The sequence below is a fragment of the Amnibacterium setariae genome, assembly GCF_003581425.1.
Lineage (GTDB): Bacteria > Actinomycetota > Actinomycetes > Actinomycetales > Microbacteriaceae > Amnibacterium > Amnibacterium setariae.
In genome coordinates this window covers 1237621-1252993 of the sequence record NZ_QXTG01000001.1, presented here as the reverse complement: position 1 = coordinate 1252993, position 15373 = coordinate 1237621, and the positions used below count along the sequence as shown (strand labels likewise).

Genomic DNA, 15373 nt, shown 5'->3' with positions numbered 1-15373 from the left:
TCGTCCCGCGCCGGTCCTCCGGGCCTCACGGCGCCGCCGCGAACATCGACACCCGCTGGACCGCCCGCGCCTCGACGGGGACCGCGCCGGGCGACCGCAGTCCGATCGCGGGGGGCAGCAGCGGCAGGGTCGCGGCGACGCGGACCCGGACGTCCACGGTGCCGCGGGCCGTCCGGCAGTCCCCGGGCCGGGGCGCGCACCGCACCTGCACGGAGGCCGCGCCGACCGGCAGGCGCCAGTCGGCGAGCGCGACCCGCGCGGCCGCGTCCGCCGCGCGCCGGCCCTGGGCGTCCGTCTCGGCGAGCGCGACGCTGCGGGCAACCGAGCGGGCGACGCCCTCCGCGGCGAAGGAGGCGCTCTGCAGCGCGGCGACCGTCAGCACGAGGTAGACGAGCGGCACGAGGAGCAGGACGCCGAGCACGAGGACCTCGATCGCCGCGGAGCCGTCGTCAGGGCTCGGGTTCGAGCGCGGCATGGCCGGTCACCTCGATCGCGGCGGGCGGCCCGGCCAGGCCGATGACGGGCAGCGGGATCCGCGCGGTGACCGCGGTCGCCGGCTGCTCCGCCCAGGTGGTCCGTGACGCGGTGACCGCGGTCGCGTACGCGGGTCCGAGGCTCTGCGTCAGCACCTGCCGGGCGCGGAGGACCCCGTCCGCGTCGCTGTTGCCGACCACCGCCGACCAGCGGGCCCCCTCCGCGACGGCGTCGAGCGCCGTGGCGCGCACCAGCAGCACCGCGCCGACCTGCAGCACGCCGAGCACGAGGACGAGCAGCAGCACGGCGCAGAGCACGAACTCGGCGGGCGCGCTGCCGCGGTCCGCCTCCCCGTTCACAGACCCGAGACGCTCGAGATCGCCTGGTTGAAGAGCCCGGTGAGGGCCGGGCCGGCGACGCCCCAGAGGAGCACCACCAGGCCGGCGGTCATCATCGTCACGAGGACCCACCCCGGCACGTCGCCGCGTTCGGCGTCGTCCTCGGGGCGCATCGGCGTCGGGCGGGTCGTGGGCTGCGGCAGCATCGGGTCTCCCGTGGGTAGCGGCGTCGCGCCAGTGTGCCGACTGCGCCGCGCGGGCGTCGCCGGTTCTCCACAGGCGCGAAGTCGGCCTAGCCTGCCGACGTGCAGCAGGCGGCGGCGGTCCGGCCGATGACGGTCCAGGAGTACGACGACTGGCTCGTCGGTCAGCTCGAGGCGTACGCGGCGGACCTCGCCGAGGCGTCGGGCTCGACCCTCGAGGAGGCGCAACTCCGGGCCGAGCAGCAGCTGCGCGAGCTCCTCCCCCTCGGCGCCGCCACGCCGGGCCACCACCTGCTCCGCGTCCTCGACGCGACGGGGACGCCGGTCGGCGTGCTCTGGATCGGACCGCACCCGCAGCGGCGGGGCGCCGGCTGGGTCTACGACGTCGAGATCGAGGAGGCGCGGCGCGGCGAGGGCCTCGGCCGAGGCGCGATGCTCGCCGCCGAGCAGGTGACGCGCGACGCGGGCTGGACCGCGCTCGGGCTGAACGTGTTCGGGCACAACCCGCGGGCCCGCGCCCTCTACGACTCCCTGGGGTACCGCGTCGCGGCGACCTCGATGACGAAGCCGCTCGGCTGACGCCTCAGCCGGCGGCGATCGCCACGAGCCGGTCGAGCACCGCTCCGGGCGGCTCGGTCGCGTCGATCACGTGCGTCGCGGTCCGCTCGAGCAGCGGCTCGACCTCGGCGCGGTCCCGGACGATCGCCGCTCGCTCGTCCTCCCGCTTGCCGAAGTCGTTCGTGCTCCGCAGCCGGATCCGCTCGAGCAGCACCTCGATCGGCGCGGTGAGCAGCACGACGGCGTCGAAGCGGCGCGCGAAGCGCCCCTGGTTGCGGACGGTGCCGCTGACGAAGACGGGGCCCGACCGCGGCTCGTCGAGCAGCGCGATCATCCGGGCCGGGTGCCAGAGCCGCTCGCCGTCGACGACCTCGATCCAGCCCGGCTCGTCCGTGTCGACCACCGGGAAGCCGCGGGCGGCGAGGCCTGCGAGCGCGGTCGACTTCCCGACGCCGGACATGCCGGTGATCAGCACCGCGGTCACGAGGTGAGCGTGCCCCGCGGAGGGGCGTCTCCGCTACTCCTCGTGGTCGTGGTGCTGGTTGCGGTGCCGCCGCTGCCGGCCGAACACCGCGAGGAGCAGCACGACCAGCACGACGATCGCTCCGAGGAGCACGAAGGGCATGAAGGTCTGCGACTGCACGCCGGACGCCGAGAGCAGCGGGACGATCGCGGTCGCGGGAATCACCATGCCGTCGACGGTAGGTCGACCACCGGAGGGCACGGCGCGCGCGGGGCGGACTCCCCGGTCGCGTCCGGGCGACGTCCAGCCCGTCGGTGCCCCCGCTGCAGATCCGCGGAGGAAGCCCGGGACGACGGGCTCAGAGCTGCGTCTGGAGGACCAGGATCCCGGGGAACACCGCGAAGGCGACCGTGACCGGGAGGATCAGGAAGACGAGCGGGACCATCATCCCGATCTCCTTCCGGCCGGCCGCCTCGAGCATCGTCCGCCGCGCGTGCTCGCGGGCGTCCGAGGCCTGCACGCGCAGCACCTCGGCGAGCGGCGAGCCCCGCTCGAGCGCCGCGACGACGTGCGTGAGGGTGCGGGTCAGCGCGGGGATGCGCAGCTCGTCGGCGAGCGCCGTGAGGGCGGTCGGCAGCGGCACCCCGACCGCGGACTCGTCGACGACCCGCTGCAGCAGGTCCGCGAGCGTGCCGGACCCGACGCGGGCCACGCGGCGGAGCGCATCGCGGACGCCCTCCCCGGCACTGAGGCTGAGCGCGAGGAACTCGAGCACGGTCGGCAGCTCGCTCTCGATCCGGGCGGCTCGGCGGTCCCCCTCCGCGACGAGCAGCCGGTCCCGCACGAGCGGGCCGAGCACGACGCCCACGACGGGCCCGGCGACGAGCGCCGCCGGACCGCTCTGCACGGCCGAGACGGTGCCGAGCGCAGCCCCGGCGAGGCCGCCTGCGACCGCCCACAGCAGCTGGCGGAGCCGGTAGCCCTCGACGCTCCACGGCCGTCCCGCTCGGGCTAGGCGGACGGCGGCGCCGCCGTCGCCGCCGAGGAGGCCGCCGAAGGCGCGCCGGAACAGGTCGAGCGCCGGCGTCGCGAGCAGGCCGAGCACGGGGACGGGATCGGCGACCGGCGGCCGCAGCAGCCGCCTCGCCTCGGGCGACACGTCGGCGAGCGCGGGCGCGAGCCGGGCCGCGAGCCGCGGCCGGCCGAGCGACGGGACCCGGCTGCTGAGGCTCCAGAGCCCGATCCCGCCGACGAGGCCGAGCGCGAGCGCCGCCCACAGCTCGGGCGTCACCGGAACCACCGCCGGTCCTCGGGGAGGCGCCCGATCGCGAGCATCACGCGGTACGCGACCAGGGTGACGACGGCCGCGGCGAGCAGGAGGAGCGTGCCCTGCGGCGTCGCGTAGGCCCTCGCCGCCTCCGGCCGCGTGCAGAGCAGGGCGAGCACGATCCACGGCGCCGCGACGCCGAGCCGGCCCGCGCTCACGACCCAGCCCTGCCGCGCCTCCACCTCGGCGCGCAGGGCGAGGTCCTGCCGGAGGTGCGCGGCGAGGTCCCGGAGCACGGACGGCAGCTCGGTGCCGCCGACCTCGCGCGCCATCCGCAGCACCTCGATGAGGCGGTCGGCGGTCGGGTCCGCGAAGACCCGCTTCAGCTCGTCGAGCGCGGGCCCGACGGTGCCCGTGCGCCGCCACCGCTCCTCGAACCGCTGGAAGCCGCTCCGCAGCGGCGCCGGCCCGCTCGTCGCCAGCGCGGCGAGCGCGTCGGGCAGCGGCATGCCCGCCCGGATGGCGGCGACGAGGTGGTCGACGACCTCCGGCCAGAGCATGCGGACCGCGCGCTGCCGGCTGCGGGCGCGCCACCCGGCGACCGCCCAGGGCGTCGCGGCCGCGACGAGCAGCGCGAGGACCGCCACCGCGGCGAGCCCGGTCATGGCGAGCACGAGCGCGGCCGCCGCGACGCCGAGCACGAGGGACGTCGTGGCGAACGCGGCCGGCGACGTCCGGGGGAACCCGGCACGGTCGAGCCGGTCCTCGATCGCGGCGCCGATGCCGGTCGAGGGCCGGGCGACCCGGCCGGTGCGCGGCCAGAGCCACGGCGACGCGACGAGCACGAGGCCCGCGCCGCCGACCGCGCCGAGGAGCGGGATCACGCGGCGCGCCCGACGAGCGCCGCGGGGTCGAGCCCGGCCGCGAGGAACTTCTCCCGCTTCGGCGGCAGGCCCCCGGTGGCGCGGAGGACGTCGCCGTCGAGCGCGAAGAGCCGCGTCGCCTCGATCACGCCGCCCTCCGCGGCCGGAGCGCTCAGCGCACCGGTCGGCGCGAGCACCTCCCGGACGCGACGACGCCCGCCGCGCTGCAGCTCGCAGTGCACGACGAGGTCGACCGCGGAGGCGACGGTCGGCACGACGAAGCCGGCGTCGATGTTCCTGCCCGCGAGCAGCGGCAGCGTGCAGAGCTTCACGAGCGCGTCGCGCGCCGAGTTCGCGTGGATGCTGCACGCGCCCGGCACCCCGCTGTTCAGCGCGATCAGGAGGTCGAGCGCCTCCGCCTCCCGCACCTCGCCCACGACGAGCCGGTCCGGCCGCATCCGGAGCGCCTCCTTGATCAGGCGCCGGAGGGTGATCTCGCCCGTCCCCTCGAGGCTCGGCTGGCGGCACTGCATCGCGACGGCGTCGCGGCCCGGGACCCGCAGCTCGAAGGTCTCCTCGACGGTGACGACCCGGTCGGTCGGGCGCCCCGCGGCGAGGAGCGCGTTCAGCAGGGTCGTCTTACCCGCCTGCGTCGCGCCCGAGACGAGCACGTTCAGGCCCGCGAGCATCGCTGCGCCGAGGAACGCGGCCGCGGCCGGCGGCAGCGACCCGAGCCCGACGAGCGCGTCGAGGGTCGTGACCCGGTCGGAGAACTTGCGGATGTTGACCGCCCAGTGCCGCCGCGTGACGTCCGGCACGACGACGTGCAGCCGCGACCCGTCCGGCAGGGACGCGTCGACGAACGGCGAGGCGAGGTCGACCCGGCGCCCGCTCGACACGAGCATCCGCTCGACGAGGTCGCGGACCTCCTGCTCGCTCAGCACGATGGACGTGAGCTCGCTGACCCCGCCCCGCGCGACGAACACCCGCGTGGGGCCGTTGATCCAGATCTCCTCCACGCCCGGGTCGTCGAGCAGCGGCTGCAGCGGCCCGAACCCGGTCAGGTCCGCGACGATCCGCCGCTCCGCCCGCGCCTCGTCGCCGATGAGCGGCACGTCGGCGGCGAAGGCGTGCTCGGCGTAGGCGCGCAGCTCCTCGCGCACCGCCGTCTCGGGCGCCGCGCCGAGCGTGCCGCGGCGCGCCCGGGACCGCACCGAGTCCGCGATCACCTGCACGGGATCGGTCATGCGCGTCAGTGTGGCGACCGGCCGGGGGACGCGTCGGCGGTTCTCCACAGGCCGGTGCGGAGGCCCGCCGAGCGGGTGGCCCGCAGGACTCCTCCGATCGGTACACTGAGCGCGCTTCCGGCGGGAGTGGTGGAACTGGCAGACACGCAGGATTTAGGTTCCTGTGCTTCGGCGTGAGGGTTCGAGTCCCTCTTCCCGCACCGCCGGGTCGATGGAGGGAGCCGTATGATCACGACGGTCAGCGGACTCTTCCCGTTCCTCGACCCCGAGGCGCTGAAGACCGCGGGTCCGATCGGGCTGCTGATCGTCTGCGCGGTGATCTTCGCGGAGACGGGGCTGCTCGTCGGGTTCGTCTTCCCGGGCGACACCCTGCTGCTCATCACGGGCATCAGCGCCGAGGAGGGCCTCGGCATCAGCATCTGGATCGCCGCCCCGGCGATCGCGGTCGCCGCGTTCCTCGGCGGCGAGCTCGGGTACTACATTGGGAAGAAGACCGGTCCACGGATCTTCGAGCGAAGAGACTCCGGCTTCTTCAGCAAGGCGCAGGTCACCCGCACGTACACGTTCTTCGACAAGTACGGCGCGCTCGCGGTGATCCTCGCCCGGTTCGTGCCCATCGTCCGGACGCTCGCGCCCATCGCGGCCGGCGTCGGGCGCATGGACTACAAGCGCTACAGCACCTACAACGCGATCGGCGCGCTCGCCTGGGGCTTCGGCATCACGTTCCTCGGCTACCTGATCGGGTTCATCCCGCCGGTGTCGGACTTCGTGCAGCACAACATCGAGTTCATCCTGCTCGGCGCCGTCGTCCTCACCCTGATCCCGACCGCCTGGCACGTCCTGCACAACAGCCGCGCGGCCAAGCGTGCCGCGGCGACCGACAGCAGCAACGAGACGCTCTCGCGCGACTGACGCCCGCGGAAGCGCGCCCGCTACGGCCGCGGGACCGCCTCGGCGAGCGCGCGGAACGCCTTGCCGCGGTGGCTGATCGCGTTCTTCTCGTCCGCGGAGAGCTCCCCGGCGGAGCGCCCGTCCGCGTCGTCCGGCACGAAGAGCGGGTCGTAGCCGAAGCCGCCCTCGCCGCGCTCCGCGGGCAGGATCACGCCCTCCCACTCCGCGCGGCGGACGAGCTCGACGCCCTCGTCGACGTAGACGGCTGCGCAGACGAAGCGCGCGGTCCGGTCGGTCGCGTCGCCGAGGCGCTCGAGCAGCAGCCGGCGGTTGTCGCCGTCGTCGCCGGTGCCGGCGTAGCGGGCGGAGTGGATGCCGGGCGCGCCGCCGAGGGCGTCGACGACGATCCCGGAGTCGTCCGCGATCGCGGGCAGCCCGGTCAGCTCGTGGGCCGCGCGCGCCTTGATCAGGGCGTTCGCCTCGAACGTCTTGCCGTACTCCACGGGCGACGGCCCCTCCGAGCGGAGGAACTCGACGCCCGGCAGCAGCGGGCCGAGGATCGCGGTCAGCTCGGCGACCTTGTGGGCGTTGCCCGTGCCGAGCACGATCGTCGGCGGCGCGGGGGTCACGCGCCCTGCCCCAGCGCGGCGCGCTGCGCGGCGGCGAGCCGCTCCGTACCGCCGAGGGCCAGGTCGAGCAGGCGGTCGAGCTCGCTCCGGTCGAACGGCGCGCCCTCCGCGGTGCCCTGCACCTCGACGAACAGGCCGCGGCCGGTGGCGACGACGTTCATGTCCGTCTCGGCGCGCACGTCCTCCGTGTAGGCGAGGTCGAGCATCGGCTCGCCGTCGATGATGCCGACGGAGACCGCGGCGACCGAGTCGAGCAGCGGCACGGCCTTCTGGGCGATGAACTTCTTCTCGCGGCCCCACTCGATCGCGTCGTGCATCGCGACGTAGGCGCCGGTGATCGCGGCGGTGCGGGTGCCGCCGTCGGCCTGCAGCACGTCGCAGTCGAGCACGAGCGTGTTCTCGCCGAGCGCCTTCGTGTCGACGACCGCGCGGAGCGAGCGGCCGATCAGCCGGGAGATCTCATGCGTGCGCCCGCCGACCTTGCCCTTCACGCTCTCGCGGTCCATGCGGTCGTTCGTGGAGCGCGGCAGCATCGCGTACTCGGCGGTGACCCAGCCCCGGCCCTTGCCCTGCAGCCAGCGCGGCACGCCGTTGGTGAAGGAGGCGGTGCACAGCACCCGCGTGCTCCCGAAGGAGATGAGCGCGCTCCCCTCGGCCTGCGTGCTCCAGCCGCGCTCGATCGTCACCGGGCGCAGGTCGTCGGCGGCCCGTCCGTCGCGTCGTTCCGTCATCTCGACTCCTCGTCCGTCGTCTGGTCGTTCGTGCTCCGGCCCGGGACCGGCAGCGGGATCGCGCCGGTCTGCACGAGGTCGACGGCGGCGACCTCGGGGCCGAGGAAGCGGCGGGCGAGCCGGAGGAACGCGGCCTCGCTCTCCCCGGTCGCCTCGAAGCGGTAGGTCGGCGCGGTGCCGGCGGTCCGGAGCAGGTCGTGCTCGACCAGCTGCCGGTAGACGTCGGCGGCGGTCTCGTCCGCGCAGGACACGAGCGCGACGTCGGGCCCCATCACCCAGCGGATCGCGCCGGACAGGAGCGGGTAGTGCGTGCAGCCGAGCAGCACCGTGTCGACGTCCGCGGCCTTGAGCGGCGCGAGGTACTCCTCCGCGACGGCGAAGAGCTCGGGGCCGGTGGTGATGCCGGCCTCCACGAAGTCGACGAAGCGCGGGCAGGCGGCCTGCACGACCGTCACCTCGGGGTCGGCGACGAAGGCGTCCGCGTACGCGTTGGAGCGGACGGTGCCCTCGGTGCCGATGACGCCGATCCGCTTCGTGCGGGTGCGGCGCGCGGCCGTGCGCACGGCGGGCAGCACGACCTCGACGACCGGGATGCCGGCGCCGTGGGTGAACCGCTCGCGGGCGTCGCGGAACATCGCGGCGGAGGCCGTGTTGCAGGCGATGACGAGCAGCTTCACGCCCTGCGCGACGAGGTCGTCCATCACCGCGAGCGCGTACTCGCGCACCTCGGCGAGCGGCTTCGGCCCGTAGGGCGAGTGCGCGGTGTCGCCGACGTACAGCACCGACTCGTTCGGCAGCTGGTCGATGATCGCCCGGGCCACGGTCAGTCCGCCGACCCCGGAGTCGAAGACCCCGATCGGCGCGTCCGTCACGGCCGGACAGCCTACCGGCCCGCGACGGGCGGGATCCGAGCGGTCCGCGCGAGCGGCGCAGGAGGCGCGGGCGTCAGTCGGCGTCGCGGCGGCGGACCGACACGGTCACGAGCGCCACCGCGAAGGCGACGAGCACGACGGCGACGACGACGGCGGGGACGAGTTCGGTGGGCAGCAGGGTGCGAATCTGCGCGGTGAGGAGCACGACGTCCTGGGTGGGGACCATCGGAGGGGGACCTTCTTCGGCGGGCGGGGACCGCGGCGGATGGGTGGCCGCGCGGCAGCCCGGTCGGGTATCCGGGCGAGGGCCACGCTACGGAGCGCCTCCGGCCGGACGCGAGGCCCCAGTTGGAGGGGACGACGGGTCTCTAGGCTCGGATCGTGACGAGCACGGCGCTGCTGACCGACCGGTACGAGCTCACGATGCTGGACGCGGCGCTCCGCGACGGCACCGGCGACCGCGCGAGCGTGTTCGAGGTGTTCTCCCGCCGCCTCTCCGGCGGCCGTCGGTACGGCGTGCTCGCGGGCACCGGCCGGCTGCTCGAGGCGGTCGAGCGGTTCCGCTTCGGCGACGCCGAGCTGTCCTGGCTCGGGCAGGAGGGCGTCGTCTCCCCCGCCACGGTGGACTGGCTGGCCGACTACCGGTTCCGCGGCTCGATCAGCGGCTACCGGGAGGGCGAGCTCTACTTCCCCACCTCGCCCGTGCTCACCGTGGAGGGCTCGTTCGCGGAGGCGGTGATCCTCGAGACGCTGATCCTCAGCATCCTGAACGCGGACAGCGCGATCGCGACGGCCGCCGCGCGGATGGTGTCGGCCGCCGGCGACCGCCCGCTCGCGGAGATGGGGTCGCGCCGCACGCAGGAGCGGGCGGCGGTCTCCGCCTCCCGGGCCGCGTTCATCGCCGGGTTCTCGGCGACGTCGAACCTCGAGGCGGGGCGGCGCTGGGGCGTGCCGACGATGGGCACCGCCGCGCACGCCTTCACGCTGCTGCACGACAGCGAGGAGGCCGCGTTCCAGGCGCAGATCGACGCGATGGGGCCGAGTACGACGCTGCTCGTCGACACCTACGACGTGATGACCGCGGTCGAGACGGCGGTCCGCCTCGCCGGCCCGGAGCTCGGCGCGGTGCGCATCGACTCCGGCGACCTGCCCGTCGTCGTGCAGGCGGTGCGGGCGCGGCTCGACGAGCTCGGCGCGACCGGCACGCGGATCACCGTGACGAACGACCTCGACGAGTACGCGATCGCGGGTCTCGCCGCCTCCCCCGTCGACTCCTACGGCGCCGGCACCCGGCTCGTCGGCGGCTCCGGCTACCCGACCGCGGGCTTCGTCTACAAGCTCGTCGAGCGCGCCGACGCGGACGGCACGATGCGCGCGGTCGCGAAGAAGTCGGTGGAGAAGGCGGGCACCGGCGGCCGGAAGTGGGCGTTCCGCCTGCTCGAGGACGGCGTCGCGACCGAGGAGCGGATCGTCGTCGCGGACGAGCAGCCGGCCGTGCCGGACGCGCGGGACCTGATCGTGCCGCTCGTCGTCGACGGCGCCGCCGACCCGGCGCACCTCGGGGCCGACGGCGTGCGGGCCGCGCGCGAGCACCACGCGCGCGTCGTCCGCGAGCTGCCGCCGGAGGCGAAGCGCCTGTCGGGCGGCGACCCCGCCATCCCGACCGCGCTGCGCTGACTCATGCGGGCTGACGCGTTCGCGGATCCGCAAAAACGGCGCGACACGCCGTTCCGCGACCACCGCGAGACGGCGTGTCGGGCGAGAACTGCGGATCCGCGAGAGAAGTGCGGATCCGCGAGCAGCGGGGGCTACTTCAGGCGGTCGTAGATCTTCTTGCAGTCGGGGCAGATCGGGAACTTCTCCGGGTCGCGGCCCGGCACCCAGACCTTGCCGCAGAGCGCGCGCACGGGCTTGCCCGTGACGGCCGACTCGACGATCTTCTCCTTCTGCACGTAGTGCGAGTAGCGGTCGTGGTCGCCGTCCTCGGTCACCTCGCGGGTGAGGAGCTCCTCCAGCTCGCGGTCGAGGGTGGACGTCCCGCCGGCGGGGTCGGACACGGAGTCGAGCGGCATGCCGACCAGGGTAGGACGCCGGGGCGCCGACCGCGTCGCGCGTCCGCCGATCGCGGACATCAGGCGCGCAGCGCCGCCGCGAGCAGCTCCGGGCCGCGCCGCTCGAACACCCGACCGCCCGCGACGGTCCCCCACCAGAAGACGAGGCCGCCGAGCACGAGCCCGGCGGCGAGCGACGCCCAGGCGTAGCCGGCGCCGCCGGAGAGCGCGAGGAGCCCGAGCACGACGGCGGGCGCGGCGACGAGCAGCTGGAGCAGGAACAGCACCGACTGCACGACCGCGGCGAGGCCGCCGGTCGAGTTCGGGTGCTGGAACGGGGAGGAGCCCGGCCGCGGAACCGGGTAGGGCATGAGCGCGGAGCTGACGCCGCCGAGCCCGGCGCCCGCGAGGACGAGGCCGCAGGAGACGCCGATCAGGGGCGCGGCGAGCAGCAGGCTCCCGGCGAGCGCGGCGCTGACGAACGAGCCGATCACGAGCAGGGGCAGCCCGACGACGAGGACGGGTGCGAGCCGGCCGAGCCGGTCGTCCACGCCCCGGACCCCGGCGGCGACGTGCAGCCAGATGGCCGTGTGGTCGTAGGCGATGTCGTTGTGCGTGGCCCAGCCGAGGAACAGCGCGATCACCGGCACCGGGAGCAGCGCGAGGCGGTCCCCCGGCACGCCCGCGAGGCCGAGCACGAGGACGAGGACGATCGGCGTGACCGGGATGCTGATCGCGCTCACCCGGTAGCGGACGTCGCGCGCCCAGTACGAGGTGGCGCGGGCGGCGATCGCGCCGCGCGGCGTCGCGGGCAGCCGGCCGAACCAGCCGATGCCGGCGACGGTCTGCGGCCGCGCCTGGCGACCGGTCGACACGAGTGCGGTGCCGACGAGCGCGCGCCAGACGAGGGCGAGCACGACGAGGGTCGCCAGGGCGACGACCAGCTGCGCGACGCCGGCGGGGCTGCCCGCGGCGATGGTCGCGGGGGCGGCCCACGCCGCGCCGAGCGGCGTCCAGCCGAGCACCGCGACGACCGCGCCGATGCCGGTCAGCGCGCGCCGTCCGAGATCGAGGTTGGTGAGGAGCACGAAGAGGGGCGCGAGCAGCGAGACCGCGACCACGAACACCGCCGCGAGCGCCTCCCGCGACCGCCGGGTGGACAGCAGCAGCCCGGCCCCCGCGGCGCCGATGCGGGAGAGGAGCACGCAGGTCAGCACGATCACCGGCACGCAGACGAGCGCGACGAGGGCCGCGCCCGGGTTCCGCGACCAGGTCGCGACCGTCGCGAAGGCGACGAGCACGAGGGCGAGCCCGGGCACCCCGACGACGCCGGCGACCGCGAGCGCGATCGCGAGCCGGGTGCGCTCGACCCCGAAGAGCGCGAACCGCCGCGGGTCGAGCGTGTCGTCGACGCCGACGAACACCGGCACGATCAGGAACGCCAGCACCGCGAGCGAGCCGCCGCCGACCACCACCGACGTCGCGAGCGGCAGCGCGGCGAAGCGGAGGGCCACGAGCATCGCCACGAGCATCGCGGTGATGCCGCCGCCGTAGACGATCGCCAGCACGAGGCCGACGACCTGCCACGGGCTCCGCCGGAACTGGTTCGCGAGCAGCCGCAGCTTCAGCCGCACGAGCAGGGGCGTCATGGTCGGATCCGCTCCCGCCGTCACTCGGTGAAGGAGTGCAGCCACTCCATGCCCGCGGCGGCACGCCGCCCGCCGGCCAGCGCGACGAAGCGCTCCTCCAGCGTCTCGCCCCCGCGCACCTCGTCGGTCGTGCCGGCCGCGAGCACCCTGCCGCCCACGATGACGGCGACGTGGTCGCAGACCCGCTGGATCAGGTCCATGCCGTGGCTGGACAGCACGACCGTGCCGCCGGCGGCCACGTAGCGCTGCAGGATCTCCACGATGTTCGCCGCGGACACCGGGTCGACGGACTCGAACGGCTCGTCGAGCACGAGCAGCCGCGGCGAATGGATCATCGCCGCGGCGAGCGCGATCTTCTTCGTCATGCCGGCGGAGTAGTCGGCGACGAGGCGGCCCGTCGCGTCCTCGAGCCCGAACGCCGCGACGAGGTCCGCCGTCCGCTGCCGCACGGTCGCGGCGTCGAGGCCGCGGAGCACGCCGGAGTAGTGCAGCAGCTGCGCCCCGGACAGCCGGTCGAACAGCCGCAGGGCGTCGGGCAGCACGCCGATCGCCCGCTTCGCGCGGTCGGGCTCCGCCCAGACGTCGATGCCGTGCACGAGCACGCGGCCGCCGTCGGGCCGGAGCAGGCCGGTCACCATCGAGAGCGTCGTGGTCTTACCCGCGCCGTTCGGGCCGACGATGCCGGTGAACGATCCGGCGCGGACCTGCAGGTCGATGGCGTCGACGGCGACGGTGTCGCCGAAGCGCTTCGTGAGGCCCTGCAGGTCGAGCACGACCTCCGGGTCCCCGTCGGCGGCCGCGGCGGGCGCCACCGGATCCTGCTCGGCGGCCGGCTGCGCTGCCGCCTCCACCGCCTCGGACTCGGGGAGCTCCGGCGCCGTCACGCGCTCGACCGTATCGTGCCCCGCTCGCCGCCGCGCGGGGCGACCCATACCGTTCCGGGTACGGACCGGGGCCGGTCCCGCGTGGCAGCAGGCGGCCCCGGAGGCGTCGATTAGCATGAGCGACCGGCGCAGCGGCCGCCCGCCCCCGAACCCGCCGCCACCGAGGATCTCCGTGACCGCTGCTGTCTCCGCGCCGCGCACCGCCCGACCGGCGAGGCGCCAGACCTACTGGTCGCGCTACCGGCAGGCCCTCTGGCTGCTGACCTCGCGCGACCTCAAGGTCCGCTACACGACGAGCGCCCTGGGCTACCTCTGGTCGATCATCGACCCGCTCCTGATGGGGCTCATCTACTTCGTCGTCTTCGGCCTGATCTTCAAGCGCGGCGGGGTCTCGGAGGAGCCGTACATCCTCTTCCTGCTCTCCGCCGTGCTGCCGTGGACCTGGTTCAACGGCAACCTGTCCGACGCCACCCGCGCGTTCCGGCAGGAGGCGAAGCTGATCCGCTCCGTCAAGATCCCGCGCTCGATCTGGATCCTTCGGCAGATCGCGTCGAAGGGCATCGAGTTCGTCATCAGCCTGTCGATCATCGTGTTCTTCGCGCTGATCACGTTGACGGCGCCGAGCCCGCTGACGTTCGTCTACCTCCCCGTCGCGATCGCGATGCAGGTGCTGCTGACGGTCGGCTGCAACTTCATCATCGCGCCGCTGTCGGTGTTCTACCGCGACCTCGAGCGCGTCGTGAAGCTGGGCCTGCGCGTCCTCTTCTACGCCGCACCGGTGCTGTACCACCTGAACATCGGCAACCCGCTGCTGCACTTCCTCTACGGGCTCAACCCGATCGCGGGCATCCTCGACCTGTACCGGGGCTGCTTCTTCCCGCAGATCGTCGACTGGGTCTACGTGGTCGAGAGCCTGATCGTCTCCGTGATCCTCTTCACGATCGGCGCGGTCGTGTTCCGCCGGTCCGTCCCCCGCGTCCTCAAGGAGCTGTGATGGCCGGTCCCGTCATCTCGGTCGACGGCGTCGGCGTGCGCTTCCAGCGCGACAAGAGCCGCCGCCGCACGCTGAAGGACATGCTGTCCGGCAAGGAGCTGCGCCGCGCGCCCGACGAGTTCTGGGCGTTCCGGAACGTCAGCTTCGACGTCGCCTCCGGCGAGTCGATCGGCGTCGTCGGCCGCAACGGGCAGGGCAAGTCGACGCTGCTGAAGATGGTCGCCGAGGTGCTGATCCCCGACGAGGGCTCGGTAAGCGTCCGCCAGGGCGTCGCGCCGCTGATCGAGATCACCGGCGGCTTCGTCGACGACCTCTCGGTGAAGGACAACGTCTACCTCGCCTCCGGCCTGCACGGGAAGTCGAAGGACGAGATCGACGACGAGTTCGCCGACATCATCGAGTTCGCCGAGATCAAGGACTTCGTCAACACCCCCTACAAGCACCTCTCGAGCGGCATGAAGGTGCGCGTCGCCTTCAGCGTCGTCTCCCGCCTCGACGAGCCGATCCTGCTCGTCGACGAGGTGCTCGCGGTCGGCGACCGCGGCTTCCGCCGCAAGTGCTACGCCCGCATCGAGGAGATGCTCGACGAGGGCCGCACCCTGTTCTTCGTCTCGCACAGCGACGGCGACCTCAAGCGGTTCTGCCAGCGGGGCCTCTACCTCGACAAGGGCGCGCTGCAGTACGACGGCCCCATCGAGGAGGCCTTCGAGCGGTACACCGCCGACTACGCCTGATCCGCTCACGTCGACGCGAGCGGCCGGGTCAGCGGGGGTAGGGCTTCCCGCCGAAGGTCAGCGCGTACACGTCGCTGCCGGTCTTCTCGGGCACGAGCCGCAGCGGGTGCGACTTCGCGGGGTTCGGCAGCTCCAGCTGTGTCGCGAGCTCGGGCAGCGTCCGCGCCGGCCGGCCGCCGTTCACCAGCTCGTCCGCCTCGCCGTCGGTCAGCTGCAGCCCGTAGTCCCGCTCGATCCACGACCGCACCGACGCGCGCTCGGCGCCGAGCGCGCGGAAGCCGGGCAGGGCGAGCACGACCGTGCCGACGAGCGCGACGACCGCGAGCACCACCACGAGCGCGAGCAGCGGCGCGCGGCGCTTCGAGCGGCGTAGCGCCGGCGCGAAGACGATCGGCAGGCAGATCACCACGGTCGCGGCGAGCAGGGCGAGGAGCGCCGGCACGAAGACGAGGTTCTGGTCGGCGGCGAAGTACTGGATCTGCACGGTGTCTCTCGGAGGGGGTCGAACGGCCCGGGGCGCGGGAC

21 protein-coding genes and 1 tRNA gene are annotated in these 15373 nt (G+C 74.4%); 6 read left to right on the top strand and 16 right to left on the bottom strand.

Features of this window, described 5'->3' with window-relative positions:
- Nucleotides 1-25: 25 nt before the first annotated feature.
- From D1781_RS06300 to D1781_RS06290, 3 genes are read right to left on the bottom strand one after another with little or no spacing between them, the layout of a single operon-like run.
- On the bottom strand, nt 26-475 hold the full coding sequence (locus D1781_RS06300) for a hypothetical protein (RefSeq protein WP_119481346.1): 450 nt from the start codon (nt 473-475) through the stop codon (nt 26-28).
- Complete coding sequence (locus D1781_RS06295; protein WP_119481345.1) at nt 450-833, bottom strand: TadE/TadG family type IV pilus assembly protein; 384 nt, start codon at nt 831-833, stop codon at nt 450-452. Before D1781_RS06295 ends, D1781_RS06300 begins: the two co-directional genes overlap by 26 nt.
- Nucleotides 830-1018 (bottom strand): hypothetical protein, encoded by a 189-nt coding sequence (locus D1781_RS06290; RefSeq protein WP_119481344.1) that lies wholly within the window; start codon nt 1016-1018, stop codon nt 830-832. The genes D1781_RS06295 and D1781_RS06290 overlap by 4 nt, the downstream gene beginning before the upstream one ends.
- 99 nt (nt 1019-1117) lie before the next feature.
- Between D1781_RS06290 and D1781_RS06285 the strand changes: the two genes are divergently transcribed.
- Nucleotides 1118-1594: a GNAT family N-acetyltransferase gene (locus tag D1781_RS06285; protein ID WP_119481343.1), complete on the top strand. Its 477-nt coding sequence runs from the start codon at nt 1118-1120 to the stop codon at nt 1592-1594.
- 4 nt (nt 1595-1598) lie between these two features.
- Here D1781_RS06285 and D1781_RS06280 read toward each other — a convergent pair whose 3' ends face one another.
- The 5 genes from D1781_RS06280 to D1781_RS06265 form a co-directional block, all read right to left on the bottom strand.
- Nucleotides 1599-2057: an AAA family ATPase gene (locus D1781_RS06280; RefSeq protein WP_233551042.1), complete on the bottom strand. Its 459-nt coding sequence runs from the start codon at nt 2055-2057 to the stop codon at nt 1599-1601.
- Between the two features lie 33 nt (nt 2058-2090).
- The gene (locus D1781_RS17475; RefSeq protein ID WP_158590022.1) at nt 2091-2264 is read right to left on the bottom strand and encodes a hypothetical protein; all 174 of its coding nucleotides are present in this window, start codon (nt 2262-2264) and stop codon (nt 2091-2093) included.
- A 130-nt stretch (nt 2265-2394) separates the two neighbouring features.
- Nucleotides 2395-3327 (bottom strand): type II secretion system F family protein, encoded by a 933-nt coding sequence (locus tag D1781_RS06275; RefSeq protein ID WP_119481342.1) that lies wholly within the window; start codon nt 3325-3327, stop codon nt 2395-2397.
- Nucleotides 3324-4187, bottom strand: a complete 864-nt coding sequence (locus tag D1781_RS06270) for a type II secretion system F family protein (protein WP_119481341.1) — start codon at nt 4185-4187, stop codon at nt 3324-3326. Before D1781_RS06270 ends, D1781_RS06275 begins: the two co-directional genes overlap by 4 nt.
- The gene (locus D1781_RS06265) at nt 4184-5413 is read right to left on the bottom strand and encodes a CpaF family protein (RefSeq protein ID WP_119481340.1); all 1230 of its coding nucleotides are present in this window, start codon (nt 5411-5413) and stop codon (nt 4184-4186) included. Before D1781_RS06265 ends, D1781_RS06270 begins: the two co-directional genes overlap by 4 nt.
- A 120-nt stretch (nt 5414-5533) precedes the next feature.
- On the opposite strand from D1781_RS06265, the gene D1781_RS06260 reads away from it, so the two are divergent.
- Both D1781_RS06260 and D1781_RS06255 read left to right on the top strand, forming a co-directional pair.
- Nucleotides 5534-5613 (top strand) — tRNA-Leu (locus D1781_RS06260).
- Nucleotides 5614-5638: 25 nt separating this feature from the next.
- A complete protein-coding gene (locus D1781_RS06255; protein ID WP_199706408.1) occupies nt 5639-6325 on the top strand; it encodes a DedA family protein in 687 nt (228 codons plus the stop codon).
- Nucleotides 6326-6345: 20 nt separating this feature from the next.
- On the opposite strand, the gene rdgB is transcribed toward D1781_RS06255, so the two are convergent.
- From rdgB to D1781_RS17470, 4 genes are all read right to left on the bottom strand, one after another.
- Entirely contained in the window at nt 6346-6933 is a 588-nt protein-coding gene (rdgB, locus tag D1781_RS06250; protein ID WP_119481339.1) for an RdgB/HAM1 family non-canonical purine NTP pyrophosphatase, read from the bottom strand.
- On the bottom strand, nt 6930-7664 hold the full coding sequence (gene rph / locus D1781_RS06245) for a ribonuclease PH (RefSeq protein ID WP_119481338.1): 735 nt from the start codon (nt 7662-7664) through the stop codon (nt 6930-6932). The genes rdgB and rph overlap by 4 nt, the downstream gene beginning before the upstream one ends.
- On the bottom strand, nt 7661-8536 hold the full coding sequence (murI, locus tag D1781_RS06240; protein ID WP_119481337.1) for a glutamate racemase: 876 nt from the start codon (nt 8534-8536) through the stop codon (nt 7661-7663). Before murI ends, rph begins: the two co-directional genes overlap by 4 nt.
- Nucleotides 8537-8609: 73 nt before the next feature.
- Nucleotides 8610-8762, bottom strand: a complete 153-nt coding sequence (locus D1781_RS17470; RefSeq protein WP_158590021.1) for a hypothetical protein — start codon at nt 8760-8762, stop codon at nt 8610-8612.
- A 152-nt stretch (nt 8763-8914) separates the two neighbouring features.
- Here D1781_RS17470 and D1781_RS06235 point away from each other — a divergent pair, with 152 nt between their 5' ends.
- The gene (locus tag D1781_RS06235; protein ID WP_119481336.1) at nt 8915-10213 is read left to right on the top strand and encodes a nicotinate phosphoribosyltransferase; all 1299 of its coding nucleotides are present in this window, start codon (nt 8915-8917) and stop codon (nt 10211-10213) included.
- Nucleotides 10214-10344: 131 nt separating this feature from the next.
- On the opposite strand, the gene D1781_RS06230 is transcribed toward D1781_RS06235, so the two are convergent.
- Genes D1781_RS06230 through D1781_RS06220 form a run of 3 tightly spaced genes read right to left on the bottom strand, consistent with a single transcriptional unit; the run spans nt 10345 to nt 13168 of the window.
- On the bottom strand, nt 10345-10608 hold the full coding sequence (locus D1781_RS06230) for a DUF3039 domain-containing protein (RefSeq protein WP_233551041.1): 264 nt from the start codon (nt 10606-10608) through the stop codon (nt 10345-10347).
- 59 nt (nt 10609-10667) lie between these two features.
- Nucleotides 10668-12236, bottom strand: coding sequence for an ABC transporter permease (locus D1781_RS06225; protein WP_119481334.1), 1569 nt, complete (start codon nt 12234-12236; stop codon nt 10668-10670).
- A gap of 20 nt (nt 12237-12256) precedes the next feature.
- The gene (locus D1781_RS06220) at nt 12257-13168 is read right to left on the bottom strand and encodes an ABC transporter ATP-binding protein (protein WP_119481333.1); all 912 of its coding nucleotides are present in this window, start codon (nt 13166-13168) and stop codon (nt 12257-12259) included.
- A 124-nt stretch (nt 13169-13292) separates the two neighbouring features.
- On the opposite strand from D1781_RS06220, the gene D1781_RS06215 reads away from it, so the two are divergent.
- Nucleotides 13293-14114: an ABC transporter permease gene (locus tag D1781_RS06215; protein WP_325048790.1), complete on the top strand. Its 822-nt coding sequence runs from the start codon at nt 13293-13295 to the stop codon at nt 14112-14114.
- Nucleotides 14114-14848 (top strand): ABC transporter ATP-binding protein, encoded by a 735-nt coding sequence (locus D1781_RS06210; protein ID WP_119481331.1) that lies wholly within the window; start codon nt 14114-14116, stop codon nt 14846-14848. Before D1781_RS06215 ends, D1781_RS06210 begins: the two co-directional genes overlap by 1 nt.
- 28 nt (nt 14849-14876) lie before the next feature.
- Here D1781_RS06210 and D1781_RS06205 read toward each other — a convergent pair whose 3' ends face one another.
- On the bottom strand, nt 14877-15332 hold the full coding sequence (locus D1781_RS06205) for a hypothetical protein (protein ID WP_119481330.1): 456 nt from the start codon (nt 15330-15332) through the stop codon (nt 14877-14879).
- Between the last annotated feature and the right edge of the window lie 41 nt (nt 15333-15373).

Coding starts and splice junctions, on each gene's coding strand:
- D1781_RS06300 (WP_119481346.1), bottom strand. CDS start 475: ATGCCGCGCTCGAACCCGAGCCCTGACGACGGCTCCGCGGCGATCGAG.
- D1781_RS06290 (WP_119481344.1), bottom strand. CDS start 1,018: ATGCTGCCGCAGCCCACGACCCGCCCGACGCCGATGCGCCCCGAGGAC.
- D1781_RS17475 (WP_158590022.1), bottom strand. CDS start 2,264: ATGGTGATTCCCGCGACCGCGATCGTCCCGCTGCTCTCGGCGTCCGGC.
- D1781_RS06265 (WP_119481340.1), bottom strand. CDS start 5,413: ATGACCGATCCCGTGCAGGTGATCGCGGACTCGGTGCGGTCCCGGGCG.
- D1781_RS06255 (WP_199706408.1), top strand. CDS start 5,639: ATGATCACGACGGTCAGCGGACTCTTCCCGTTCCTCGACCCCGAGGCG.
- rph (WP_119481338.1), bottom strand. CDS start 7,664: ATGACGGAACGACGCGACGGACGGGCCGCCGACGACCTGCGCCCGGTG.
- D1781_RS17470 (WP_158590021.1), bottom strand. CDS start 8,762: ATGGTCCCCACCCAGGACGTCGTGCTCCTCACCGCGCAGATTCGCACC.
- D1781_RS06230 (WP_233551041.1), bottom strand. CDS start 10,608: ATGCCGCTCGACTCCGTGTCCGACCCCGCCGGCGGGACGTCCACCCTC.
- D1781_RS06225 (WP_119481334.1), bottom strand. CDS start 12,236: ATGACGCCCCTGCTCGTGCGGCTGAAGCTGCGGCTGCTCGCGAACCAG.
- D1781_RS06220 (WP_119481333.1), bottom strand. CDS start 13,168: ATGGGTCGCCCCGCGCGGCGGCGAGCGGGGCACGATACGGTCGAGCGC.
- D1781_RS06210 (WP_119481331.1), top strand. CDS start 14,114: ATGGCCGGTCCCGTCATCTCGGTCGACGGCGTCGGCGTGCGCTTCCAG.